Raw genomic sequence first — 23,750 nt, 5'->3', positions numbered from 1 at the left:
AAGTGTGGAAACCGTGCGTCAAGAGACCAGGTCGGAACACGACACGCCAAATTTATTTGGCGAGAGCAACGCGCCACGAATTGTAGGCAAGAAACTTACAATCAGTGGGCAATGCATTTTGAGTCAATCGCTTACCTGAATTAATATGGTGCAAGCTAATTGTTTTTCTGTCTGGATTTTTCTTGGTGGGTGACTCCTGCCAACCACCGACGTAGCAAAAGCCGTATTTGGGATGCTTGACGACTGACCCACGCTTAAAACCAGCGCTGATGGTTCCACCATAGCGAGGTCTAACCTGTCCTACTTGATGTTGCAGTCGGTGCAGTTGACGACGATGAAACTCTAAGGGAACAACTTCGATTACTCTTGTGTTGTCGGGAACACTATGACCTCCAACATACCAATTAGCCAAAACCCACGAATCAACACAGTGAGCATCAAACTTATTGGATAATTTATTTTTAGACTTTTTCAATCCCAACGCTTGACGCTCAGTGTAAGTATCATTTCCCGAACGAATTTCTAGATTGGCAATTCGACGTAATTCAAAATAAAACCACTGCTTGCCAACTTCTAGGGGAGAAAACATAACATGCCACTTGCGTCGGTTCTTCCATGTTTTAGCTTTGATATCTTCGACCACAAATACTGTGACCGTAAAAATAGATGTCAGCCATTCACAAATACGCATTTTCCATTGCCAACGAGCTTTTGTTGATGGTGGTAATTTCTGTTTATTGACTAATCGATTCTGGCGATTTTGACGGCATAGAGTTTTACGAAATCGTCTAGCCCGTCGCATATTACGACGTGTTTCTACATGGTCTTTCACCCAATCAACTGCATGAGTTTGCACGTTTAAATAGGTGTTTGATTTTGATTTAACCGTAAATCCTTCACGTTTGCTACCTGGGTCAACACCGACTGCGATTGGTTGATAGTTTCCTAGTATGGGTTCTATATTGAGTCGAACACAAAACACCCCTTTTTTAAAGAATGGTGTAGCTTTGCCCGATTTTATCCAACGTTTAGCCCTAGCAGAGGTTGTTGGCATCAGGGGGCGATTATTGCTGTCTACAACTGGAACAAACATTTAACGATAAGTCCTATTGCTAGGTATATATTTCCCTTCGAAACTGACTGAAGCGAGAGGTTAAAAACTAGGGAAGCATTCTTAACGTCTTCTGGGCTACCACACCCAAGCAGTTCAGTTTTTTGTCCTACCCTTACGGTTAGCGTCTAGACACTGGTTTAGTCTTGTATTAAGAGTTTGGTGATTTCTCCTCTTACAAGCCCCCGAATAGAATTCGTGGGTCAGTGACGAGCGTCTATATATCCCTCTTGTCAGGTGTTTGGTTTTTGTACCCCTGATAAAAGTTTAGCTCGAACAATGGCAGTCGCTAGACAAACAAAGCCGTACCTCATAGGGTTGCAAACGGCTGTATCATGTCCGGTGGATTGGGGATCGTTTCCTTGTCTGTGAGAAAACTCTGAAACCCTCTCATATCATGTCCGCTTGTATCGGCATCGCGAGGGGGGCGGGTTTATCAACACAATTCGCTATCAATCAAAGGTATCTGGTTAAACCCGCCCCTACAACACCATTAACTATACAAGTCCGTATGCGTTGGGACTCGGTATCATATCATCAGAACTGACGCAGGACTAAGCCAGAAACAAAGGTGAGACCTTGATCTCTGGTTGCCAAACCAACTATGTTTCGTATCACCAAAGTTTCTTTGCGTCAGTCCTAATCCTGTGGAGTTATATCGTGTCCGGTTGCATCGGTTGCGTTTGGAGAGCAAAGGGGATGGGGGAGCAAAGGGGATGGGGGAGAAAAAACGCTTTTTCGCACAATCAACTATACACAACTGATCTCTCGCGGACATGATATTATATAGCGATCGCGCGGGGCAGCGGGTTGATCGATACAATTAACCTCAGATCAAAAATTGTTGGTTAAACCCGCCCCTACAACACCATTAACTATATAATGCCGATGCACCCGGACACGACTGTTGTTAAATCCGACTTAACGTGCGATCGCTCTGCCAAGGTAATCAGCGATCGCTTCCAATCATCTTACCTTGACCCAAGGCTCCTGATATTGGGAGTATCTAGTTTAAGATTGCAGCTGACTGGAGTCGCGCTGAAGTTACAGGTATAAGTTGCCAAAGGCGTATTCTGCTGATTAAAAACCCGAACATTGTACTGAAAATCTCTGGCTACCGTACCAAAGTGATTAACAAATGCGTAGCGTTCTAAATACGTAAGCAAGCTCCAGATTTGTCGATTTACAATTAAATCTATTCGACGTTCATTCGGGTAAGCACACCAGTTGTTGAGCAATTTGTTACCAAACTGTTCGTCAGCCCACCAAAGGCTAGGTCTTGTCAGTCCAGTTTGGGAAATAGTATTTGCAGTCACAACAGAACCAGCGGCTATTGTAGGGATGGGTGGCGGATTTGTTCCTTGTTCTAATGGCGGGCAATTTGTAGGAGGTGCAGACGGTTCTGGTGCAGCTATTGTTACTGCTGGTAAAAATAAAATTGCGCTCAGGTTGACAACCATTAAAGCAATTTTAGATTTGGCATACAACGAATTGCCATTGGGTGTGGTCAAAAGTAGTTGGTTGAGAGTGACGCTCTGACGCAAAGACGCTCTGACGCGGAGAAATTTTTTCCCTATCACCAACGGGTTTTGATCGCACCCAGAGCCATTGGGCTTCGTTTGTGTAGCGGCAGCATTAATGCTGCCGCTACACAAACGAAGGTGTACAAGAGAAGGCTGCAAACGGCTATAAATGCGTAGGTTGGCTTGAGCGCGATATGCCGACCGCACGCTGGCGCGAACGCCATCCCACATTTTACGGATTGGGTTTCGTTCCTCAACCCAACCTACAAAATTTTCCCGCATTTTTGAACTTGATATTAGATGTAATTTTGGATTAAACATAAAGCTGCCAAATTGAAAATTTCAATCTCAAATCTGCCATCTAAAATCTAAAATTACTATTCCCAAAGGCGGCGACCTGCTGCACCATTGAGACGCTGATTAGTATCTTGCAATAAAGCGGGGATATCCAAATGTTCTGGACAGCGGGGAAGACAGTCGCCGCACTCGGTGCAACGGTTTCCTTTGACGCCTGGAAACCAATGTCCGGCGTTTTCAAACATGCGGTAACGATATTGACCGTAGTCGGTCATTTCGTAAGCAACGGCTAAATTTCGCAACCGCAAGATTTCCGGAATGTTGATGTTTTCCGGACAAGGGAGACAAGCATAACATTGGCTGCATTTATCCGTTCCTAGAACGTTTTCTAAATGCACCTGCAAGCGTTCTAATATTTCTAGTTCCTGGGGCGTTAGGGGTTCGTCGCAGTTTGCGACTTTTAAAGGTTCGGTCAGTTCAGTTGGGTTGGCAGCGCCTAAACTGAGGGTAGTAATTCGAGGGTCGCTCAATAAAAAACGGTAACCCAGGTGTAAAGGCGTTAAGGGATGGCAGAGGTTTTTCAGGGTAGAGGGTGGTGTGTAGAGGCGTCCTCCTTTATCGGCGGGGGAAATGATGAATACGCCCATGTCTTTTTTCCAGGCTAATTCAACGGCTGGGTCGTGGCGCTGGAAAAAATAGTAATAATGCAGATTGACAAATTCAAATAAATCTGTATTGATAGCTGCCTGAATCAATTCCAAACAACCGTGGGTGGAAAAGCCAAGGTGTCGCACCCGCCCATCGGCAACAGCTTGCTGGACTGCTTGCATACAGCCATCTGGGCGTTTTACCCAGTCTAGGTGTTCCCAGGTATTCAAGCCGTGAATTGCCAGACAGTCGATGTAGTCTAAATTCAACCTTAAGAGGGATTCATCGATCCACCGCTGCATGGTAGAACGATTGTCGGTTGGCGAGAATTTTGTGGTGATGTAAAGTTGGGAACGGGGCAGCCCTAAACCAGCTTTCAGGGCTGCCCCTAGATATTCTTCGCTTTTTCCGTATCCTTTAGCCGTTTCTAGGTGATTAATCCCCTGCGCTATAGCTGCTTGCAGCGTCTGCACCGCATTTGCTTCAGATTCGAGGTAGCGCATGGTTCCCAGGGAGAACACTGAAAGCCGCAGATTCGTTTTTCCAAAACGCCGGTATCGCATAGGATCGATTTTAGATTTGAGATTTTAGATTTTAGATTGGGGGGATTGGTTTGAATTAAACATTGACGGCTTTAAAAATCACCATTAAATCCTGCTATCCAAAATCTAAAATCCTGGCATAATTAGCCTTCGCCGGGACTGAAGCGTCCGCGTTGAATCAAATCTTCGGGTCTTAGGTTGGATAAGAATTCGCGGAAGGCTTCTTGTTCGGCTTGATCGGCTTCTCGATCGACGGGGATCGAGGCATCGGCGATTACTTCTTCCATTACCCATATGGGGCTGTTGGTGCGGAGGGCGATCGCGATCGCATCGCTGGGGCGCGAATCGATCTCTTTCTTGACTTCACCCTGACGGACGATCAGCAAAGCATAGAATGTATTATCCTGCAGCGCATGGATCACGATCCGCTCCAAGGTCATACCCCAAGCTTCTAACATATTCACGAACAGGTCGTGGGTGAGGGGGCGAGGAGGCGCTTGTTTTTCCAAAGCCCCAATAATAGATTTGGCCTGGTCTTGGCCTATATATATAGGTAGCGCCCGTCTATCTGAAGCATCTTTCAGAAGCACTATCGGGCTGCGCGTCATAGCATCGAGTGCAATTCCGGCGACTTTCATCTCAATCATTAGCTTAGCCTCTAGAATACCTTAGGCGATAGGGAATCAAATTTGAGCGGTAAACTGGTACTGAATAGTCCAACGGTAAGAATCGACTTTGTTGGGGGGGGTCGCTAGAGTTCATCTGTTGTACTCTGTTCGGGCTTTTAGACCTGGTTACGGTCAAACCCATAATAAGGTCTTTACCCAAGTATGCCTCGATCTTGACGCGGATCTCACAGGTCGGGTTTGGGATTTTGATTGTATAAGTAGACCATTAGGCTGGATAAATTGTTGCCTTTGTCACCAGTTTCAGCCCGTTCGAGGTTTCTTTGAGCAATTTTTGAGTAATAAAGCAGTGTTTACCGGATTAATTCAAGCTTTAGCTACAATTGAGCCGCAAGAGTCTGATAAATTGCGGATTTCTTGCTCATCCGAGGCAGCCGAGCAAATTTTACCGGGTCTGGCGATCGGCGACAGCGTGGCGGTGGATGGGGTTTGTCTGACCGTCGAGGAGATACATTCATCGGGGTTTGTGGCTTCTGCTTCTCCAGAAACCCTGCGGCGAACTACGTTGGGACGGCAGCAACTAGAAAATAGCTGGGTCAATTTAGAGACATCGCTGCGGGTTGGCAGCAAGTTGGGCGGACATTTTGTCACGGGTCACGTGGATGGGGTGGGTGAAGTGCGATCGCTCGAACCAACCGCCAATTCCTGGGAAATCACCTTTACCGCTCCGGAAATTGTCGCCCGTTATATTGTCCCCAAAGGCAGTATCGCCGTCAATGGGGTAAGTTTAACTGTTTCAGACTGCGACAAGAAGGGAACTTGGTTTAAAGTTGCCGTCATTCCCCACACCTTTGCCCAGACGAACCTGCAATATCTCCAACCAGATAGTTGGGTGAATTTGGAAGGAGATATTTTAGGCAAATATGTGGAAAGATTCCTGCATTTTGGCTATAGTCGCGAGACTGCGCCTAGTTGGGGCGAAGTCCCCAGTTTAGAGACAATTACACCAGCCTTTCTAGCCGAACACGGCTATCTTTAAATTTTAGGGCTGCTAATGGCTAATCGCTAATGGCTAATCGCTAATGGCTGGTCAATCGCTAATGGCTAATGGTCAATCGCTAATGGCTAATCGCTAATGGCTAATGGTCGATCTGGAAAATATTCCTATGAGCAATTAGCAATTAGCTATTAGCTATTTTTAAACTGTTAAATATTTAAGATTGCAGATTTAATTTTCCATCTGATATCATGTCCGGTAGCAACGGTTGTGTAACTGCTAATAGCTAATCGCTAATGGCTCTTTTGGCAATTGAATTGCGAGCAATTAGCAATTAGCAATTAGCCATCCATGCACTACCGATACCTAAGGACATGATATGAAATCTTAAATCTGCAATCTGCAATTGGGTTAGCCTCCAGTTAAAGGTGGAACGAAATAGGCTGGGGTATTGGGGACGATAATTTCGGGTAATTCGGTGTTATCTAGCTGGGTTTTTGGTTGGGCGAGTTTGGTTGACTCGGTGGTTTCTGATTGGGGCGATTGGGCGATCTGCAAGGTATTGAGCAGTCTAGCTAAGCTGGACTCGATTTGAGCGCCCGCATCTATGGCTACCCAGCCTTCTGGGGTTTGCTCGCGAATTTCAAAGTGGAGGTGGGGACCAGTAGAGGTGCCGGTGTTACCCACGCGCCCGATTGTGGTTCCCTGTTCGATAAAATCTCCTGGTTCGACATATACCTCTGACAGGTGCGCGTAGCGAGTTTCTTGAGTGCCGTCGTTGTGCTGGATGATCGCGGTTAAGCCGTAGCCGCTTAACGTATCTGCTAGGGCGACCCGACCCGGATAAGCTGCCACGACGGGGGTTCCCATTGGTGCCCCCAAATCGGTTCCGGTGTGGAAGCGCAGGTCGCCGCTAATGGGATGAATTCGCCAACCGAAGACTGAGGTAATCTGGGCGGGTATGGAAAGGGGAAAGATGATGGGAAGAGTGGGACGGCGAGGATATTCTTGGGGTTTGCTTGTGGCGGTATTGTAAGCTAAACCGGGCCAAGGCGGGATGGGTTGGCTGTTTTGCTCCCTGCCGATGGGTTGCGGGGCTAAACGCTGCGGCAAGGTTGTCTGCGTCCCGATCCCGTTCCAATGACGGACGCGGACAGAGTTGGGATTGGGGGTAACCGAGCCGATCTGGATTTGCCCGACTGCGGCTACTTCTGCGCCTCGACGCGAAGAACGCCATGCTGTTTGGGAACGACGGCGGAAATTATTGATGCTGGAGCTATTGGCGATGCGTTCGCTCGCCGAAGTACTGGCAACGTATTCGATCGGGATTTGCGCCGGTCGTCGGGAACGCGACATTTGGCTGCGTCTAGTGCTTCTTTCTGGCTCTGGTTGCCCAATGCGCGCCTTTTGGCTGCGTCTGTTGCTTCTTTCTGGCTCTGGTTGCACGATGCGAGCAATTTGGCTGCGTCTGTTGCTTCTTTCTGGCTCTGGTTGCACGATGCGAGCAATTTGGCTGCGTCTGTTGCTTCTTTCTGGCTCTGGTTGCACGATGCGAGCAATTTGGCTGCGTCGAGTGCTTCTTTCTAACTGCTCTGGTTGCCCTCTGCGAGCAATTTGGCTGCGTCGAGTGCTGCGTTCTACATGAGTGGGTTGCGAGTTGCGGGCAATTTGTACCCTACGGGGGATGCGATCGACTTGAATTTGTGGAGCGCGGCGGGCAATTTGTACCCTACGGGAGATGCGATCGACTTGAATTTGTTGCTCTCTACGGCGGGCAATTTGTGACCCACGAGAGATGCGCCCGAATTGAGTCGGTTGTGAGTTGCGGCGGGTGATTTGGGAACGGCGGGAGATGCGACCGACTCTATAACGGTAAACGGGGATTTCGATTGAGCGATCCGTTTGCGTCTCTGAAGCAGAATCCCGTCTAAATAGATTACTCCTCACCCTTGTTCTCACGCGCGCCACTGATTCGCCAGCTTCGATCGCCCGCTGTCTTCTGGCGATCGTTGTTTGACGCCTCGTGGTGCGTTCGGTCATCACCACCGAACTGGGGGCGTCATAGGTGTCAGTTCCGCCGCTTCTGCGTCTGGTCGCACCCAGACTGTAATCGGTTCTGTCGATGTATGTATTGTTATTAACAGCGGATGTTATTCTTTGTCTTTGCCGCTGCATTCTGGCTCTTAAGCGCCGTCCCGACCGAGCTGGAGCGCGTCTGGGAGCTGCTAAATTTGGTTCGATGGGGGAAGCTTTGGGGAGCGCTTCCACAATTGTAGAACCACCGCCTGGGTTGGATGCTTGCTCTTGTGTCCAAGCGATGCTGCTACCGAGAATGCCGAGCGCGCCGACCCAACCAATGCCTTGCGCTAACATAACCCGCTGCCAAAATTTACCCCGCGAGGGATTGGTGGCGAGCGCTACTAATTGAGTTTCTTCGGACTGCAATTTTATTTGCTTGTCTCGGTTGATTGGTTTTTCCATCTCCATCACACCGTAAGTAAATTGACTAAAACTTTATCTATAACCCAGACTGATTGTACCGGGCTCTACGCTAATTTCCACAGGGGTTGCAACTCCCGTTTGACAGATTTGCACCCGCAAATTGCCTCTGGCACAAACTCCCACTACTACCCCCGCTTGTCCATCGACTGTGACTGTTTGACCCATATTGGTCAGTATATTTTCATAAGCTGGCAATAGATGATCGATTCCTTTTTCCTGCCAATATTGGTATCCAGAAACAATTCCCATGAGAGTAACAGCAGCTAAGATTTCCAGCGAGGTAATCGGCGATACTGGGTTATTTTCTAAAAAGGATTGTAAATTGATCCCTGTTTCCGGAACTGAATTAGCCCAGTTAATGCCTACTCCCACAACAGCTTTGGCGATTTTCCCTTGCTGTACTCTAGTTTCGGTAAGAATGCCCCCTAATTTGCGCCCTGAAAGTACGAGGTCGTTGGGCCATTTGAGCCAGACTGGAATGCCTTTGTCGCGCAAAGCGGTAGCAATTCCCCAAGCACTGCATAGAGTCAGACCAGCCGCCAATTGAGTTGGCACCTTTGGAAACAGCGCCAGGGATAAGTATAATCCACCCGGTGCAGATTGCCAATGCCTGCCCCACTGTCCTCGTCCTGCGGTTTGTTGGGTGGCGATCACAACGGTTCGGGGGGGTGCGTTGCCCTCAAGTAACTGCCACAGCGTCTGGTTAGTTGAAGCGACGGTTTCAAAGATCTGGAAATTATGCGGCGTTTCTTGTGGGGACGCACCTATCGCTGCGATAAATTTTTGCCGATTGAATTCCACTGGTGATTGAAAATTTTAGATTTCAGATTTTAGATTTTAGATTGAGTGTGGCTGCGGATTACAGTCCAAGAGATTTTGTGATACTAGGTAAAAAATACCTACTACCCACGACCCACTACCGATGACCCAATCTATGCATACCTGGCACTGGCGCACTTGGGAAGGATTGCCCTATCTTACCTGTAGTCTTTTGGAAAAGTGGCCTCACGGCTTTTTTACCCAGCAGTTTTGGCCTCTCTATCCGGCAGAATTTTTAGCAGCATTGCGTCCCGATGTCAAGGTTTATCGGGCACAACAGGTACATGGCAATACTGTCGTTACGGCAAAGCAAGTGGAACAGTTCGTCGGCGCGGCAACAGAAATCGGGAAGCTGGATAAAGATTTTCTGCCCCCGGCGGATGGTATCGTAACAGAACGGGCAGATCAGGCGGTGTGGATTTGTACGGCAGATTGTACGCCGGTGTTAATTGGGGATGTGGAGACAGGACAAGTCGCGGCGATACACGCGGGGTGGCGGGGGACTGCACAGAAGATTTTACCTGTGGCGATCGCGCGTCTCCAATCCAATGGCAGTCAACTTAAGCATCTTCGCATTGCCATGGGGCCGGCGATCGCGGGGGAAGTCTACCAAGTCGATGTGCAAGTTGCCGCCCAAGTCGGAGCCAGCATTATACCATCGGATTCACCGCAAGAAATTCTAGACACGTTGCAATGGTTACCGAATCCACCGATATTACCCGATGAGGAAGATGGAAAGGTGCGGTTGGATGTGCGGAGGGTGAACGAGTTGCAATTAGAACGGATGGGAATTTGTGGCGAACAGGTGGCGATCGCGCCTCATTGCACCTATCAACAACCCGAACATTTCTTCTCTTATCGTAGAGACAAAGAGAAAAAAGTTCAGTGGTCGGGAATTGTCAGTTCTTGATTAATATCGACAAAACAAACAGGGCTGGAAATTTGTCAGCCCTGTTGCAACTAAACTCTCAGGACTTAGGCAAAGAAACCGGGTTTCTATGAAAAAAACTCGGTTTCTCAGATCGTCGTTACGCCACAACAAGGAAGTCAGTATTTGATACCGTATCGGGAGACCCGACCAGGGTGGCAAACTGACCGCCTCCTGTGCCAAACCCTGGTAAAGCCCCATTCGAGTTGTAGAACAAGCCACCAGTTGTACGGTTATAAACAATCTCAAATGCGCTAGTGGCTTCGCTACCAGTGACGTTGGCAAAGTCTGAAGCCAACAAAGTACCACCAGCAGCAGTTTCGAGTTCCGAAAATACCCACTTAGCCAGGACAATTTTATCGAAGCCAACTGTCAGGTCATCGACGGTATCTACACCAGCAGTGGCGAGGGGTGTGTTGAACAGGAAGCGATCGTCTCCACCACCATCAATCAGTCGGTCATTACCTGCACCGCCAGCAATCGTATCATTCCCGTCTCCACCGTCGAGGGTGTCATTGCCAGTGCCACCATCTAGATAGTCGTTCCCAATACCCCCGTCCAACGAATCATTGCCAGAACGACCATATAATTTGTCGTCCCCAGCACCACCTCTGAGAGTATCATTGCCACTTAACCCATCGAGGGTTTCATTACCGCTGCCACCGACAATTGAATCATTTTTATTGGTAGTTCCCAGGGAGACAAAAACGTTGTCAAAACCAAAACCGACAATATCGGCGCGACCATCTCCATTAACATCACCTAGTTGGCGCGGATAATCATCCTGAGTAATCCATCCCCCACCATTTTTCGCAAAGTTATTTGCCACACCTACTGTGGCATTAGCAAAGGTGCCGTCGCCGTTAGCAAATGAGACGAATACGTTGTCAAAACCAAAACCGACAATATCGGCTAAACCATCCCCATTAACATCAGCTAGCTGACGCGGATAATCATTCTGAGCGATCCATCCCCCATCGTTTTTCGTAAAGTTATTGTCTAGACCTACTGCGATCGGATTAAAAGTGCCATCTCCTTTAGCCAGCGAGACATAAACGGCGTCTAAACCAAAACCAACAATATCGGCTAAACCATCCCCATTAACATCAGCTAGCTGACGGGGATAATCATTCTGAGTAATCCATCCTCCATCGTTTTTCGTAAAGTTATTGTCTAGACCTACTGTAATCGGAGCAAAAGTGCCATTGCCATTAGCCAGGGAGACATAAACGTTGTCTAAACCAAAACCGACAATATCGGCTAAACCATCCCCATTGACATCGGCTAATTGGCGGGGATAGTCATTCTGAGTAATCCATCCGCCATCGTTTTTCGTAAAGTTATTGTCTAGACCTACTGTAATCGGAGCAAAGGTGCCATTGGCGTTAGCCAGGGACACATAAACGGCGTCAAAACCAAAACCGACAATATCGTCTCTACCATCCCCATTAACATCGGCTAGCAGTCGGGGATAGTCATTCTGAGTAATCCATCCTCCATCGTTTTTCGTAAAGTTATTGTCTAGACCTACTGTAATCGGAGCAAAGGTGCCATTGGCGTTAGCCAGGGAGACATAAACGGCGTCAAAACCAAAACCAACAATATCGTCTCGACCATCACCATTAACATCGGCTAGCTGGCGGGGATAGTCATTCTGAGTAATCCATCCTCCATCGTTTTTCGTAAAGTTATTGTCTAGACCTACTGTAATCGGAGCAAATGGTCTATCGCCTAGCAAGGACAAATTTGGCATATTTTCCGCCTCTATTTCAGTTTTTTGAGAGGATGTAGTAACGCAAGTTGCTAGTTATAAACTTTGGCGTTGCTAATTGCTAATTGCTAATTGCTAAGCTTGGATTTTTACCAATCTCGCCATTAGCCATTAGCCATTAGCCGCTCCCAGAGAGATAACTAGCAACTTGAGTTAGTAGGACTTACACAAAGAAACCCGGTTTCTAGCACAAGTCATTTGAAGAGCAACGAAATATGGACGCAGAAACCGAGTTTCTCAATTCTGAGATTCCGCAATTATTGCTACACCACAACGAGGAAGTCGGTTCTTGATAAATTATTCGGAGAACCGACGAGTGTGGCAAACTGACCACCGCCCACAAGACCTGGTGTATTATTATCCGGGTTGTAGAACAAATTGCCGGTTACGGTGTTGTAAACAATCTCAGCATTGGTATTTCCCGCTGTGATGTTTTCGATGAAGGCATTCGTATTGATGACGGCAAAGTCGTTGGCTAGCAACACAGCACCACCCGGAATAGGAACTGTTTCGAGGGCGGCGAAGATTGTCTTGTCGAGGACAATTTTGTCAACGCCGACTGAGAGGTTATTAACCGTATCTACACCGGCGGTAGCAAAGGTTGTGTTGAAGAGGAAGCGGTCATTACCGCCCCCGTCAATTAGGACATCGTTACCAGCACCGCCAGCCAGGGTGTCACTGCCTGTACCGCCAGTAAGGGTGTCGAGGCCATCGCCACCGCTCATGTTGTCGTTACCAGCACCGCCATTCATGTTGTCGTTGCCAGCATCTCCATTCATGATGTCGTTGCCAGCATCTCCATTCATGATGTCGTTGCCAGCATCTCCATTCATGTTGTCGTTGCCATCGCCACCGCTCATGTTGTCGTCGCCATTACCGCCGCTCATGATGTCGTTGCCGATACCGCCACTCATCGTGTCGTTGTCAGCACCGCCACTCATCGTGTCGTTGCCAGCACCGCCAGTAAGGGTGTCATTGCCACCTAAACCGCTGAGAATGTTGTTGCCACTATTCCCAGTGATTTGGTTGGCAAGGCCATTGCCCGTACCGTTGATATTGAGGACACCCGTGAGTACCAGGTTCTCCACGTTGGCACCCAGCGTATAGGTGACGGAAGACCGGACGGTATCGATGCCCCCAGCAGCGCCGGCACCCTCTAAGATCGTGTCACCTGTGCTGTCAACAATGTAAACGTCGTTGCCAACTCCACCAATGAGCGTATCAGGACCTCCTCCAGTTGCATCTAGGGTATCGTTGCCTTCTCCACCATAGAGAGTGTCTAGACCAGCACCACCAATGAGTGAATCATTTCCAGAATCACCCAGCAATAGGTCGTTACCACCAGCACCATTGAGCGTGTCATTTCCACCCGCACCAAGCATGAGATCGGCTAGAGGAGTCCCGCTGAAGTTGTTGTTTAGCCCATCGCCAAAGAAATCTGCCATGATAGTTTCTCCCTGCAAAAATTCAGTACAACTGATGTAAATCAAGAGCTATTTTTGAGGCTACAAAGTGTTGAAAAAACGGTAATTTCTCAGTGAAACTACTGTCTCTTTCACTTCTGATTTGTGTCAGTAACAATTTGGAGGCGAGAACTCGTTACTTTTCTCAGATCGCCCTGATAATTACTGACTTCAGTGGCCTACTTCATAAAGTTAAGTTAAAGATTCCTGATTTACCGTAAGAAAATGTGAGAAAATGTCAGAATTTTTTGGCAAGTATTATTAAGTTTTGTTAAAATAGTCCTGAAATTTATGGAAAAATACTGAAGTGTAGTTGTGATGGGGGTACAGCGCATAACCTTTGCCAAGCAAAGGGAGTAGGATGCTGTCACCCAACAGCAGTAGATGCAACGGTTACCTGGTTTAACAAATCGGATTGTTAAGTATTTTTACAAGCTGGGAAAAATGAATATAGAAGACGCACTTGCTTTTTTGGAGACTGTACTAAAGCCAGAGTCTCTCAATCACGTTCAAGAGCTAGTATTTCGGGGAGCTTGGGAAGAACGGGTGTATGAAGAAATTGCGGCTTTAGCTGGTTACGATGCCAATTATTTGCGGGATGTTGGCTCTGGGTTGTGGCGCGCGCTCTCTAAGTCATTGGGGGAAAAAGTCACTAAAAATAATTTCCGGTCTGTCCTGCGGCGGCGATTCTCACCAATTCCCAATAACAGCCTCAGCAGTCAGGATACACAAACTTTTCTGGCATCCAATGGTAACAATAACCAGCACCAAGATTGGGGCGAAGCGATTGATGTTTCTTTTTTCTTAGGACGCACTGACGAACTCGCTACTCTCAAGCAATGGATTTTGCAGGATAAATGTCGTTTGGTGGCAATATTGGGCATGGGGGGAATGGGTAAAACTGCTCTGGCTATCAAGTTAGCAGAACAAATTCAAACTCAGTTTGAGTACCTAATTTGGCGCAGTCTCCGCAATGCACCACCCGTGGAAACAATTCTGGCAGAGATCGTTCAATTCCTTTCAAAACAGCGGGGAACGGATTTACCAACGACTTTGGACTGTAGAATCTGCCAGTTAATGTACTATTTACGCTCCGCACCTTGTCTGCTAATCCTGGATAGTATTGATGCGGTTCTGCAAAGTGGCAATTGCGGCGGGCGCTATCGCGAAGGATATGAAGGTTACGGTCAGTTTTTCACAATAGTTGGAGAAGCAAGCCATCCAAGTTGCTTGGTACTGACTAGCCGGGAGAAACCAAGGGGGTTGGCTTGTCAAGAAGGCAAAACTTTACCCGTTCGCTGCAAATATTTGGGGGGTTTGCAGGAGATAGAAGCGAGAAAAATTTTGATGACAAAAGGGCTTTTTGGCTGGGAAGAAGATTGGGAGAAGCTCTCGTATTTCTATGCAGGCAATCCGCTGCTGTTGAAAATCGTTGCCACGGCGATCCAGGATTTATTTGAAGGAAATATCGCTGATTTTTTAGCCCAGGGGACGCTAGTTTTTGGAGAGATTCGCGATATTTTAGATCAGCAGTTTAATCGTCTGTCAGATTTAGAAAAACAGGTGATGTCCTCGCTGGCAATTAACTGGGAGGCGATGAGGCTGGAGAAACTGCGGCTTTCTATTCCCTCTGTTTCGCAACAAGAGTTGCTGGAAGTGCTACAGTCTTTGCAAGCGCGATCGCTGATTGAAAAAACTGACGACGGTTTTACGCAACAACCTGTGGTAAGGGAGTATGTAAATACGATTAAATCATTTGTCCTTAGTCATTAAGTTTACCCAGCTCCCCGACTTCACAACAGAAGTCAGAGATCTAGTCTCTGGGATCCCATGTCGGCGCAACACGAGAAACCCGGTTTTTTGAAAAAACCGGGTTTCTTTTTCTTATGTACTTTGCACAAATGGGTATGTGGGTGAGTATTTTGTGAGTCTTCTTACACATTCTCACTGGGTGCATGAATGTACTGACATAGTTAAAACAACAGAATCGATATAGAACTATGTCTAAAGATTGTCCTTACCAAGATAACACGAATCTTCATTCGTTGCCCTGTAATTTCCAAAGGCATCCTGACTCTGACAAACAACACCTCTACTTTTGCACTGTTTGTGAAAAAATTTGCGATACTAAGAAAATTCCTCAAGAAAATCCCGAAAAATCTCCCGATTTAGTTACCCAGTTACTTTTGATCGCGGGTTTGGTTTTACTTGGCATGGTGACTCTGCCTAGATTTGAGAAAAATCGATTAATCCAGCCAAATCAAAGCAGCGTTCAAAGTGAAGCATTCATATCAAATCCGGTTGCATCGGAATGATTGGCCTTTCTGGGTAATTGCTAATTGCTAATTGCTAATTGCAAGAAAAGCCCCTACAGGTCGTAATTCCGATGCCTAAGGAAACGATATCAGATAAATTAAGCGTTAGAATTGGCAGCGATATGCACACCCCTAGCACTCGCCCAAAGCGATATGCCGACCGCACGCTGCGCGATCGCACCTCATTTCCCCATCCAGAATTAGTGCGATCGCAAAATTATTTATCCAGACAACTCACCGAAGCGAATGCGCTAGGCGCAAGCTTCGCGAAGGCGATATCGCCTCAACAATTTTTCCATTTCCTCTGCCCAAAAGTCCACGCTTTGTGGAATGAAGAAGCTTTTATAGTCCTCTTAAGAGGACTTTTGCTATGAGACAGGGACTTAAGTCCCTGTCGGGACATGCAACTGAGCGAAGGACTGAAGTCCTTACTACGAACGATCTTTTTGCTACAAATCTGTCATCAATCTTGCCTTTCTCAACAAAAATGTTAGTACTGTCTCTTCCCTAGAAATAATATCTGCTGTCACTCCCATTCCGGGTTGAATATTGTATTGCTTATTGCTCCTAGTTAAATAACTTTTTTCCGGCACAATCGTGACTTCGTAGTAAGCCGCAGCAGCGGGGAAGCTGCCTTCATCGTTATTGTTATTATTCTGGTTCTGTGCGGTGACGGCGTCGGGTGCGATCTCGCTCACTTTCCCTTTCAGGGTGCCATAATCCGGATAAGGATATGCTGAAACCCGCAATTGCACAGATTGACCGACTTCCACTTGACCCAGTGCATCAACGGGTACGTTGGCTTTGATTACCATCGGCACGTTTTTGGGGATAATTTGGGCAATTCTGGCACCATTACGTACCGGCTGACCGACGTTTTCCACGTCTAAACCAAAGATCGTGCCAGCAACTGGTGTCCGGATCGTACTGTTTTCAATTGCTTCGTCGAGTTGTTCTACTTCTTTATGTGCGCTGTCGATATTATTCTGTAGTTGCTTGTACTGTCGGATCTGCGGCGCTAGGTTGGGAAAGTTGAGTTCGTTGATGTCCAAACCTCGCGGTGGATTTTGTCTATTGCCGCTGGTGCTGCCATAGATTTGATTCTTGAGTTGCTGCTGTTGCGTTCTCAAGCGATCTATATATTGTTGCACCTGGCTTCTCTTGCGCTTGTGCGGGGTGTCGTCGATCTGCGCGATCTCGCTTTCCGCTTGCACTTGCTGATTTTCTTTCACTTTAATCGCTGTGAGTCTTCCTTCGCTTTGCGCCTGTACGGTTTGCAATTCGGTTTGAGGACGCACCATCCCAGATGCTTTGACGACGGTATTGTACTTGATGAACCCAGACAGCGCGATCGCTGCACCAAACGTCCCCATCAAAAATATGCCACTTAATCTCATCCAACGACCCATAGGCGGGAGGAAGTCGTCGCTATCGAGGGGATTTAGGGGATCTATGTCAAATTTGTCGTTAATCATCACGATTTCAGGTTTTGTTAAGAAACGTTAACAACTTTCCAGAGCTATCCGGATGTAATCTCTGGCTTGGGTAATCTGTATTAGAATTCGCAAGAACAAGCTACAAATCAGTACAGCTTCCTGCGGGTTTTCTCCTCTATATCAATTCCAAAAGGAGTTCACTGTGAAAGGAAAGGAAATGGAAACAACCACGCTATTCACCGATCTGTCTGCTGAAGAAGCTGAAACAGTCAACGGTGCCCACTATTATTACTACCAGTTCGTTGGGTACACTCCCGTATACGAGCTTCGTTATGGGCACCGCCGTCGCCGCTGTCATCGTCGTCGCTACTACGGACATTGTTACCGTCCCCGCTATTACTCCTGTCGGCGTTCTTACTACAGCTACAACTAAGGTTAGCTGTAATAGTACGAACGGTGACGCGAGTCATGGCGCGATCTGAGTTCGATTTAAGTCATTTTTGGGAAACGAAGCGCCACAAGCAAAAGTTGCCAACAACGCGGCTTCTTCTAACTTGGTGCTAAGAAAAAGTTGGTGACGCGGAGAGATTTTCCAGAACATCGCCGCGTCTCCATCTCTTACCTCAGTTGTGATGTCGAACTAAGGTCACGTAGTTTATCTTACCAGCGTACCGCCAAACTGTAACCCATAAAAGTATCTCGTTATCTAAAAATGGATAATTTGAGCTAACACTCATACTTTTATGGGTAAAAGTTCGATGTGGTAATTCGGATGAATTCGCCGGAAATTAGGCAATTTACCGGCAATTTTTGATTGCAGGACTTACGCAAAGAAACCGGGTTTCTCTAAAAAATCCTTGGTTTGGCAACTCAAGATTTACCCAGAAATCCGGTTTCTAGGATTGTCCTGCGCCCAGAAACCGGGTTTCTCTAAAAAATCCTTGGTTTGGTAACTAAAGATTTACCCAGAAACCCGGTTTCTAGGATTGTCAGTTAAATAATTTGATGCACCCGTAAAACTACGGGTATTTTTTTGCTGATGGGGGTGGGATGAGGGCGAATTAACTACTTGGTGTATCAAACTTAGATTAATTTTCTAATGAAATACTCAGTTGTCATGCAGCATAGCGAAGAAGACTGCGGCGCGGCGTGTCTTGCTTCTGTTGCTAAGTCTTATGGGCGCATCTTTGCACTCAATCGGATTCGGGAAGCGGTGGGTACCGGACAAATGGGAACGACTTTGTTGGGGTTGAAGCGAGGGGCGGAGGTGATGGGTTTTAATGCCCGCACTGTGCGAACTTCACCGGATATTTTAGACCAGTTGGAGGCTGCACCGCTACCAGCTATTATTCACTGGATGGGTTCCCACTGGGTGGTTTTGTACGGACAAAAAGCTAAGCAATATGCGATCGCAGATCCGGCAATAGGTATCCGCTACGTTGACCGCGAGGAGATGGAGGAAGGTTGGACTGATTGGGTAATGCTGTTGTTGGAACCCGATCCGGTGCGCTTTTTTAGCCAAACCGATGATAAAGTTGGCGGTGTGACTCGGTTTGCGCGCCGAGTTTGGCCTTTTCGGGCTTTGCTAACGCAAGCATTGCTGTTAAATTTAGTTTTAGGGTTGCTGTCTTTAGCTTCGCCGTTTTTGCTGCAAATTCTCACCGATGATGTGTTGGTGCGGGGGGATATGCAACTGCTGACGGGGTTAGCGATCGCTGTCATCGTCATGAACGTTTTTAGCAGCGGTTTAGAATTCTTGCAATCTAATTTTATCGCCCACTTTGCCCAGCGGTTGGAGTTAGGTTTAGTCTTGGAATTCGGGCGACAAATTCTGCGCTTACCGCTTTCTTATTACGAATCGCGGCGCAGTGGCGAAATCGTCAGTCGCCTCCACGATATTGAAGACATTAACCAGCTAGTTTCCCAAGTCGTGGTCAGTTTCCCCAGTCAGCTATTTATTGCGATTGTTTCGTTCTTCTTTATGCTGTTTTACAGTTGGAAACTGACGATTGCGGCTGTATTGCTGGCTGCGTTGATGACTTTATCGACGATTGTATTCTTGCCAGCTTTACAGCGAAAAACTCGCAATACTTTAGTTTTAGAGGCAGAAAACCAAGGGGTTTTAGTCGAAACCTTCAAAGGCGCGTTGACGATGAAAACCACCAATTCTTCTTCGCAATTTTGGGAAGAAGTGCAGGGGAGATTTGGGCGATTGGCTAACTTAAACTTCCGCACGACTCAAATTGGGATTATCAACAATATTTTTTCCGGATTTGTTTCTGGGAGTGGTGCGATCGCTTTACTTTGGTTAGGCAGTTGGCTAGTAATTAATAAAGAACTCAGCATCGGACAATTGCTGGCTTTTAACAGCATGAATCAAAACTTTGCTGGTTTAATTACTACCGCGATTGGATTGGTAGATGAATTCACCCGCGTCCAAACAGCTAGTCAACGTTTAGGGGAAGTAATCGACGCCACGCCAGAAACTCAAGAAGATGGTAAAAAGCCCTTTGCGAAAATACTAGACGACGCCGATATTACTTGCAGTAACGTTAACTTTCACTATGCGGGAAGAGTGGAATTAGTCAAAAACTTTTCCCTGACAATTCCCGGTGGTAAAGTTGTAGCGATTATCGGTAAATCCGGTTGCGGTAAAAGTACCTTGGCCAAACTAATTGCTGGATTGTATCAACCCCAATCTGGTAATATTAGAATAGGGATTTATAACCAGCAAGACTTATCCCTGGAAAGCTTGCGCCAACAGGTTGTTTTAGTTCCCCAAGAACCCCATTTTTGGAGTCGTTCAATACTTGAAAACTTCCGTTTAGGTTCCCCAGACGCGACGTTTGAAAGCATTGTCCGCGCATGTCAAATTGCCGAAGCCGATGAATTTATCAGTCAGTTACCCGATAAATATCAAACAATTTTGGGCGAATTTGGCGCTAATATTTCGGGAGGACAGCGGCAAAGATTAGCAATAGCAAGAGCAATAGTTAACGATCCGCCCGTATTGATTTTAGACGAATCTACCGCCGGACTAGACCCCGTAAGCGAAGCGCAAGTTTTAGAGCGACTTTTGCGTCACCGTCGAGGGAAAACGACCATTTTAATTAGCCACCGTCCCAGAGTAATTAATCGCGCTGATTGGATTGTCTTATTGGATAAAGGTAAATTGAGATTACAAGGAACACCAGAGGATTTGCGGTCTAAAGCAGGCGCGCATTTAGACTTCTTAAATCCTTGATAGATAGACAGAGTTCGTAGTAAGCGCTTTAGCGCTGTTTGTGGCGCTAAAGTGTATTTTTTCTAAAAAACCGGGTTTCTCAAATTATCACAGACAGTAGGGTGCGTTAGGCGCGGCGTTTAATCGTGAAATTCTGACAAAAAATCGCATCCGCGCCGTAACGCACCGTCAAAAATGGTGCGTTACACTGCGTTAACGCACCCTACTGCTGAGATCTTCTACCAGTCGCATCACCCGCCAGGGGTTAAAACCCCTGGCTAATAGCTAAAGTCCTCTGAAAGAGGACTGAAAAACAGCATTCAGTCCACTGTGGACTTGCGGCTATTAGCCAGGAAATTGATTTCCTGGCGGGTGTTGAGCTAAGTGCAAGATCTCCATCTACGAAACCGAAAAAATGAAATCCGCGCCGTCAACACCCTACTGCTTATTTTTCCGAGATGAAGATAGGAAATCCTCTTTATTAAAAGGTTTTCTCCTCAAGGTATCCAAAGGAATTAAAAACTGACATTTTTGAATTTTTATATCCAGTGCATCCATCACAAATCCGACATGAACGTAGCTAGCATTTTCATAATCATTATGTTCGTAGCTCTTAATTTGTTCTTCTGTCAGTCCAGTTAAAGCCGCCAGTTCTTTTTCGCTCAGTTTCGCCGCTATCCGCGCTTTAATCAGAATTTGAGGTAGATAATAAAGTTCTTCCAGTTCTAGCACGATTGGCGTATGACTATCGTGGGATATGAGCATTTCATATTCGGCGATTTCAGCTTTCAATTTATCGAGATGGCATTGGGAGGCACTGCGTAAAAGTTCCCATCCGTCAGGGTCATTTTTTTTCCGTTCTTCATCTCTATCCATTGCGGCTATAGATTTTTCAAATTTCTCTACCCATTCTTGAGTAACTCGATACTCTAAATCATTTTTAATCATGGCTCCCACCTCATTAAGTCTATAGCAATAATACCTTTACGATTTCCCTTTCTGTCACTTTGAAAAAAATTGTAGGAATTGTCTCCGTAATTCCCTACAGGTTGGTCTGCTGGAAAGATTTCACCCTTGTATCTAGCTTTTTGTCTAGCGCGGTCATAATGATTAAGTAATCTAGGAGCATGGATTCTGAGATAATCTGTATCGACTTCTTCTCTATCCCAGCAGGCATCAAAATCTTCAGGTCTTAATTTACTGGTAACAAAGCTGCCATTGATATAAATTGTCCGGCAACCAGCGGCTTTTAATTCCTCCATTGCCATCTGCAAACCTTGTATCAAGAGAAATCTTTGATCTGTTGTCGCAAATCTCTCAACAAATTCTTGCCATTCGCAAAAATGTACGCCTGGTGGTAAGTTACCATGTTCGTCAAATTCGGGAATCACTTTCTCACACCCTAACACAGATTAAATTATACGGTTAGCAGCCTACCACAATCGGAATCCTAAGCCTCGCGGATACACAAACAAAGCACCGAACGATTAAAATCGCGGCTACACAAACAAAGCCTGCCTTCGCAGGCTTTTAAACCGTTGATTTTTCAGTCCGCGCAGGCGGACTTCGTTTGTGTAGCCGCACCCTTCAGGGTGACGGCGACGGCGACAGCGACGCGCAACCTTCCCCGCATCGAAAATCCCACATTTCCGTAACCCCCCAGCCGCCTCCTGTAGCAATTTATTAGAATCGCTATATCGGAATAAAATTAATACCAAAGGCAGATGCTCAAGCAGGTTTGGCGGTGGCTGAAAAGCTTGTTACAGCGGTGGTTGGGAACTCCTCCTCAGCGGTCAAATGTGGGAAATGGAACTCCACAACAGCGGCAAATACTGACAGATACCGGGTATGAATCTTTATTTCTCGAACTCTTGGAATGGGTGAATGATGGCTGGAGTCAAGGCGATGTGCGGGGTTTTTTGATCTCAAAAAATATTACTGCGGCGGAGTTGGTGGCTTGGTTGCAGCGGTTTGGCGAAAGGTTGTTGGCGTCAGATGCAGCGAATTCTGAGTTAGCAATGCGGATGGTGCAGTTGGGTGAGTTGGATGTTGGGGAGTTGTCAAAGGTTGCGGGTGAGGTTGGGAGAAGGTTGAAGGAATTGAACCCCAGAGACGCAGAGGACGCAGAGGAAGAGGTAGGAGACGCTAAGGCTTGGTTTTTGCCAGGTAATCAGCAATATTTAGCTGGGGATTTTGCAGGTGCGATCGCCAATTATGACCAAGCTTTGAATTTTAAACCATATTTCCACGAAGCTTGGAACAACCGGGGCTTGGCGCTAGCTAATTTAGGAAGATTAGAAGAAGCGATCGCCAGTTATGACCAAGCTTTGAATTTTAAACCAGATGACCACAAAGCTTGGAACAACCGGGGTATTATTCTGTGTGATAACTTGGCTCGATATGAAGAAGCGATCGCATCTTTTGACCAAGCTTTGAAATTTAAACTAGATTACTACGACGCTTGGTTCAACCGGGGCGTTGCAGCCGGTAATTCACCTAGTTGCGATACCTTTCTTGCTTTCCAAAGTCCCATCGCCAGCAAAAATCCTCATCTCAACCAACGCGGTTATCAAGGCGCATTAGCAAGCTATGAGGAAGGATTAAAATATTGTCTCGAAGACACACATCCCGAAATTTGGGGCAGGTTACATCGTGCTATAGGTAGAGCGCACTATTTCAAAGGACGCAGCTATTACCCCCAAGCTGTAACCGAATTCAACGAAGCACTAAAAACCCTGACATTAGCAGATTTCCCAGAAAGGCATTTAGAGGTTTTGCGAGATTTAGTTCGCCTCTATCTAAAATGGGGAAAAACTGTAAAAGCAGAAGAACTCCAGCGAAAAGCTACTGATGCGTTACGGCGCTTTTTGGAATCATCAAACCACTCTGAAGCTAATCAAACAAAACTACAACTAAAATACTCCTGGCTGCAACAATTAACAGTTGATATTGCCGTACAATCTGGGAATTGGTGCGCCGCCTTAGAATTAGCAGAACAGGGAAAAAATGCCTGCTTATCTTGGTTGCTAGCTGGGTGGGATGAAACATCACCCACATGGCAAGAAATGAAACAGCTACTCAATCCCACTACAGCGATAGTTTACTGGCATCTCAGCGATTACGCCTGACACACTTTCATCCTCAAACACAAAGCGCCATCACCAATTGTCCTTTCTGCTACTTCTGTAGAAACACCAGTAAAACGCCAGCGCGAATTTGCAGCATGGGTAAAAGAGTGGAATCAACAATACAGCGATGATTTCAAACAGAAAAACGCAGGGGTGCAGGTGAGCAGAGGTGCAGGTGAGCAGAAGAAAAGTTGGCGCGGTAGTTTGCCAGAAATGCTGAACCGACTATCTGATATTCTCGGTATTGCCGAAATAGTAGAATCAATCCAACATCCAACATCCAACATCCAAAATCTCATCAGAAACTTCCGGGAGCTTGGAAACCCAGCGTCTTCAGACCTGGGAGGAAAAGCGACACGAGCGGTTTTAACCGCCGTGGTATTTCAGAATTTGTTGGATGATAATTTTCAGCGCAGCAAAA

General features: G+C 46.6%; 22 protein-coding genes. 9 read left to right on the top strand and 13 right to left on the bottom strand.

Features of this window, described 5'->3' with window-relative positions:
* Window positions 1-52: 52 nt before the first annotated feature.
* From MiSe_RS26555 to MiSe_RS26540, 4 genes are all read right to left on the bottom strand, one after another.
* A complete protein-coding gene (locus MiSe_RS26555; protein WP_226586213.1) occupies window positions 53-1,093 on the bottom strand; it encodes an RRXRR domain-containing protein in 1,041 nt (346 codons plus the stop codon).
* Window positions 1,094-2,082: 989 nt separating this feature from the next.
* Entirely contained in the window at window positions 2,083-2,916 is an 834-nt protein-coding gene (locus MiSe_RS26550) for a hypothetical protein (RefSeq protein WP_226586212.1), read from the bottom strand.
* A 95-nt stretch (window positions 2,917-3,011) separates the two neighbouring features.
* Window positions 3,012-4,142 (bottom strand): aldo/keto reductase, encoded by a 1,131-nt coding sequence (locus tag MiSe_RS26545; RefSeq protein ID WP_226586211.1) that lies wholly within the window; start codon window positions 4,140-4,142, stop codon window positions 3,012-3,014.
* Window positions 4,143-4,264: 122 nt separating this feature from the next.
* Window positions 4,265-4,768, bottom strand: a complete 504-nt coding sequence (locus MiSe_RS26540; protein ID WP_226586210.1) for a bifunctional nuclease family protein — start codon at window positions 4,766-4,768, stop codon at window positions 4,265-4,267.
* Between the two features lie 328 nt (window positions 4,769-5,096).
* Between MiSe_RS26540 and ribE the strand changes: the two genes are divergently transcribed.
* A complete protein-coding gene (gene ribE / locus MiSe_RS26535) occupies window positions 5,097-5,786 on the top strand; it encodes a riboflavin synthase (RefSeq protein WP_226586226.1) in 690 nt (229 codons plus the stop codon).
* Window positions 5,787-6,155: 369 nt separating this feature from the next.
* Here the strand turns inward: ribE and MiSe_RS26530 are convergent, their stop codons facing one another.
* Together MiSe_RS26530 and MiSe_RS26525 are read right to left on the bottom strand one after the other, a co-directional pair.
* Window positions 6,156-8,225 carry a M23 family metallopeptidase gene (locus MiSe_RS26530; protein ID WP_226586209.1) on the bottom strand — a complete coding sequence of 690 codons (2,070 nt, stop codon included), beginning with the start codon at window positions 8,223-8,225 and terminating at the stop codon, window positions 6,156-6,158.
* 33 nt (window positions 8,226-8,258) lie between these two features.
* Window positions 8,259-9,047 (bottom strand): biotin--[acetyl-CoA-carboxylase] ligase, encoded by a 789-nt coding sequence (locus MiSe_RS26525; protein WP_226586208.1) that lies wholly within the window; start codon window positions 9,045-9,047, stop codon window positions 8,259-8,261.
* A gap of 133 nt (window positions 9,048-9,180) precedes the next feature.
* Here MiSe_RS26525 and pgeF point away from each other — a divergent pair, with 133 nt between their 5' ends.
* Entirely contained in the window at window positions 9,181-9,975 is a 795-nt protein-coding gene (gene pgeF / locus MiSe_RS26520; RefSeq protein ID WP_373872876.1) for a peptidoglycan editing factor PgeF, read from the top strand.
* Window positions 9,976-10,093: 118 nt separating this feature from the next.
* Here the strand turns inward: pgeF and MiSe_RS26515 are convergent, their stop codons facing one another.
* Window positions 10,094-11,746: an FG-GAP-like repeat-containing protein gene (locus tag MiSe_RS26515; RefSeq protein ID WP_226586206.1), complete on the bottom strand. Its 1,653-nt coding sequence runs from the start codon at window positions 11,744-11,746 to the stop codon at window positions 10,094-10,096.
* A gap of 281 nt (window positions 11,747-12,027) precedes the next feature.
* Window positions 12,028-13,209 carry a calcium-binding protein gene (locus tag MiSe_RS26510; protein WP_226586205.1) on the bottom strand — a complete coding sequence of 394 codons (1,182 nt, stop codon included), beginning with the start codon at window positions 13,207-13,209 and terminating at the stop codon, window positions 12,028-12,030.
* A 462-nt stretch (window positions 13,210-13,671) separates the two neighbouring features.
* Between MiSe_RS26510 and MiSe_RS26505 the strand changes: the two genes are divergently transcribed.
* From MiSe_RS26505 to MiSe_RS26495, 3 genes are all read left to right on the top strand, one after another.
* Complete coding sequence (locus tag MiSe_RS26505) at window positions 13,672-15,000, top strand: helix-turn-helix domain-containing protein (protein WP_226586204.1); 1,329 nt, start codon at window positions 13,672-13,674, stop codon at window positions 14,998-15,000.
* 227 nt (window positions 15,001-15,227) lie between these two features.
* Window positions 15,228-15,542, top strand: coding sequence for a hypothetical protein (locus MiSe_RS26500; protein WP_226586203.1), 315 nt, complete (start codon window positions 15,228-15,230; stop codon window positions 15,540-15,542).
* A gap of 71 nt (window positions 15,543-15,613) precedes the next feature.
* Window positions 15,614-15,916, top strand: a complete 303-nt coding sequence (locus tag MiSe_RS26495) for a hypothetical protein (RefSeq protein WP_226586202.1) — start codon at window positions 15,614-15,616, stop codon at window positions 15,914-15,916.
* Between the two features lie 75 nt (window positions 15,917-15,991).
* Here the strand turns inward: MiSe_RS26495 and MiSe_RS26490 are convergent, their stop codons facing one another.
* A complete protein-coding gene (locus MiSe_RS26490) occupies window positions 15,992-17,017 on the bottom strand; it encodes a beta-barrel domain-containing protein (RefSeq protein WP_226586201.1) in 1,026 nt (341 codons plus the stop codon).
* A gap of 178 nt (window positions 17,018-17,195) precedes the next feature.
* Between MiSe_RS26490 and MiSe_RS26485 the strand changes: the two genes are divergently transcribed.
* A complete protein-coding gene (locus tag MiSe_RS26485) occupies window positions 17,196-17,411 on the top strand; it encodes a hypothetical protein (protein WP_226586200.1) in 216 nt (71 codons plus the stop codon).
* 33 nt (window positions 17,412-17,444) lie between these two features.
* On the opposite strand, the gene MiSe_RS51195 is transcribed toward MiSe_RS26485, so the two are convergent.
* Window positions 17,445-17,579 (bottom strand): hypothetical protein, encoded by a 135-nt coding sequence (locus MiSe_RS51195; protein ID WP_264196702.1) that lies wholly within the window; start codon window positions 17,577-17,579, stop codon window positions 17,445-17,447.
* Between the two features lie 498 nt (window positions 17,580-18,077).
* Between MiSe_RS51195 and MiSe_RS26480 the strand changes: the two genes are divergently transcribed.
* Window positions 18,078-20,222 carry a peptidase domain-containing ABC transporter gene (locus MiSe_RS26480; RefSeq protein WP_226586199.1) on the top strand — a complete coding sequence of 715 codons (2,145 nt, stop codon included), beginning with the start codon at window positions 18,078-18,080 and terminating at the stop codon, window positions 20,220-20,222.
* A gap of 417 nt (window positions 20,223-20,639) precedes the next feature.
* On the opposite strand, the gene MiSe_RS26475 is transcribed toward MiSe_RS26480, so the two are convergent.
* The 3 genes from MiSe_RS26475 to MiSe_RS26465 all read right to left on the bottom strand — a co-directional run bounded on the left by MiSe_RS26475 (window position 20,640) and on the right by MiSe_RS26465 (window position 21,919).
* Entirely contained in the window at window positions 20,640-21,149 is a 510-nt protein-coding gene (locus MiSe_RS26475) for a helix-turn-helix domain-containing protein (RefSeq protein WP_226586198.1), read from the bottom strand.
* The gene (locus tag MiSe_RS26470; RefSeq protein WP_226586197.1) at window positions 21,146-21,592 is read right to left on the bottom strand and encodes a DUF6932 family protein; all 447 of its coding nucleotides are present in this window, start codon (window positions 21,590-21,592) and stop codon (window positions 21,146-21,148) included. The genes MiSe_RS26475 and MiSe_RS26470 overlap by 4 nt, the downstream gene beginning before the upstream one ends.
* Before the next feature lie 108 nt (window positions 21,593-21,700).
* Window positions 21,701-21,919, bottom strand: coding sequence for a hypothetical protein (locus MiSe_RS26465; RefSeq protein ID WP_226586196.1), 219 nt, complete (start codon window positions 21,917-21,919; stop codon window positions 21,701-21,703).
* Window positions 21,920-21,925: 6 nt separating this feature from the next.
* On the opposite strand from MiSe_RS26465, the gene MiSe_RS26460 reads away from it, so the two are divergent.
* The gene (locus MiSe_RS26460; RefSeq protein ID WP_226586195.1) at window positions 21,926-23,329 is read left to right on the top strand and encodes a tetratricopeptide repeat protein; all 1,404 of its coding nucleotides are present in this window, start codon (window positions 21,926-21,928) and stop codon (window positions 23,327-23,329) included.
* Window positions 23,330-23,488: 159 nt separating this feature from the next.
* Window positions 23,489-23,750: hypothetical protein (locus MiSe_RS26455; RefSeq protein WP_226586194.1), on the top strand; the 262-nt coding region annotated here is incomplete at its 3' end.

This window comes from Microseira wollei NIES-4236 (assembly GCF_020521235.1).
GTDB classification, from domain to species: Bacteria; Cyanobacteriota; Cyanobacteriia; order Cyanobacteriales; family Aerosakkonemataceae; genus Microseira; species Microseira wollei.
This window is presented reverse-complemented; position numbering and strand designations above follow the sequence as displayed.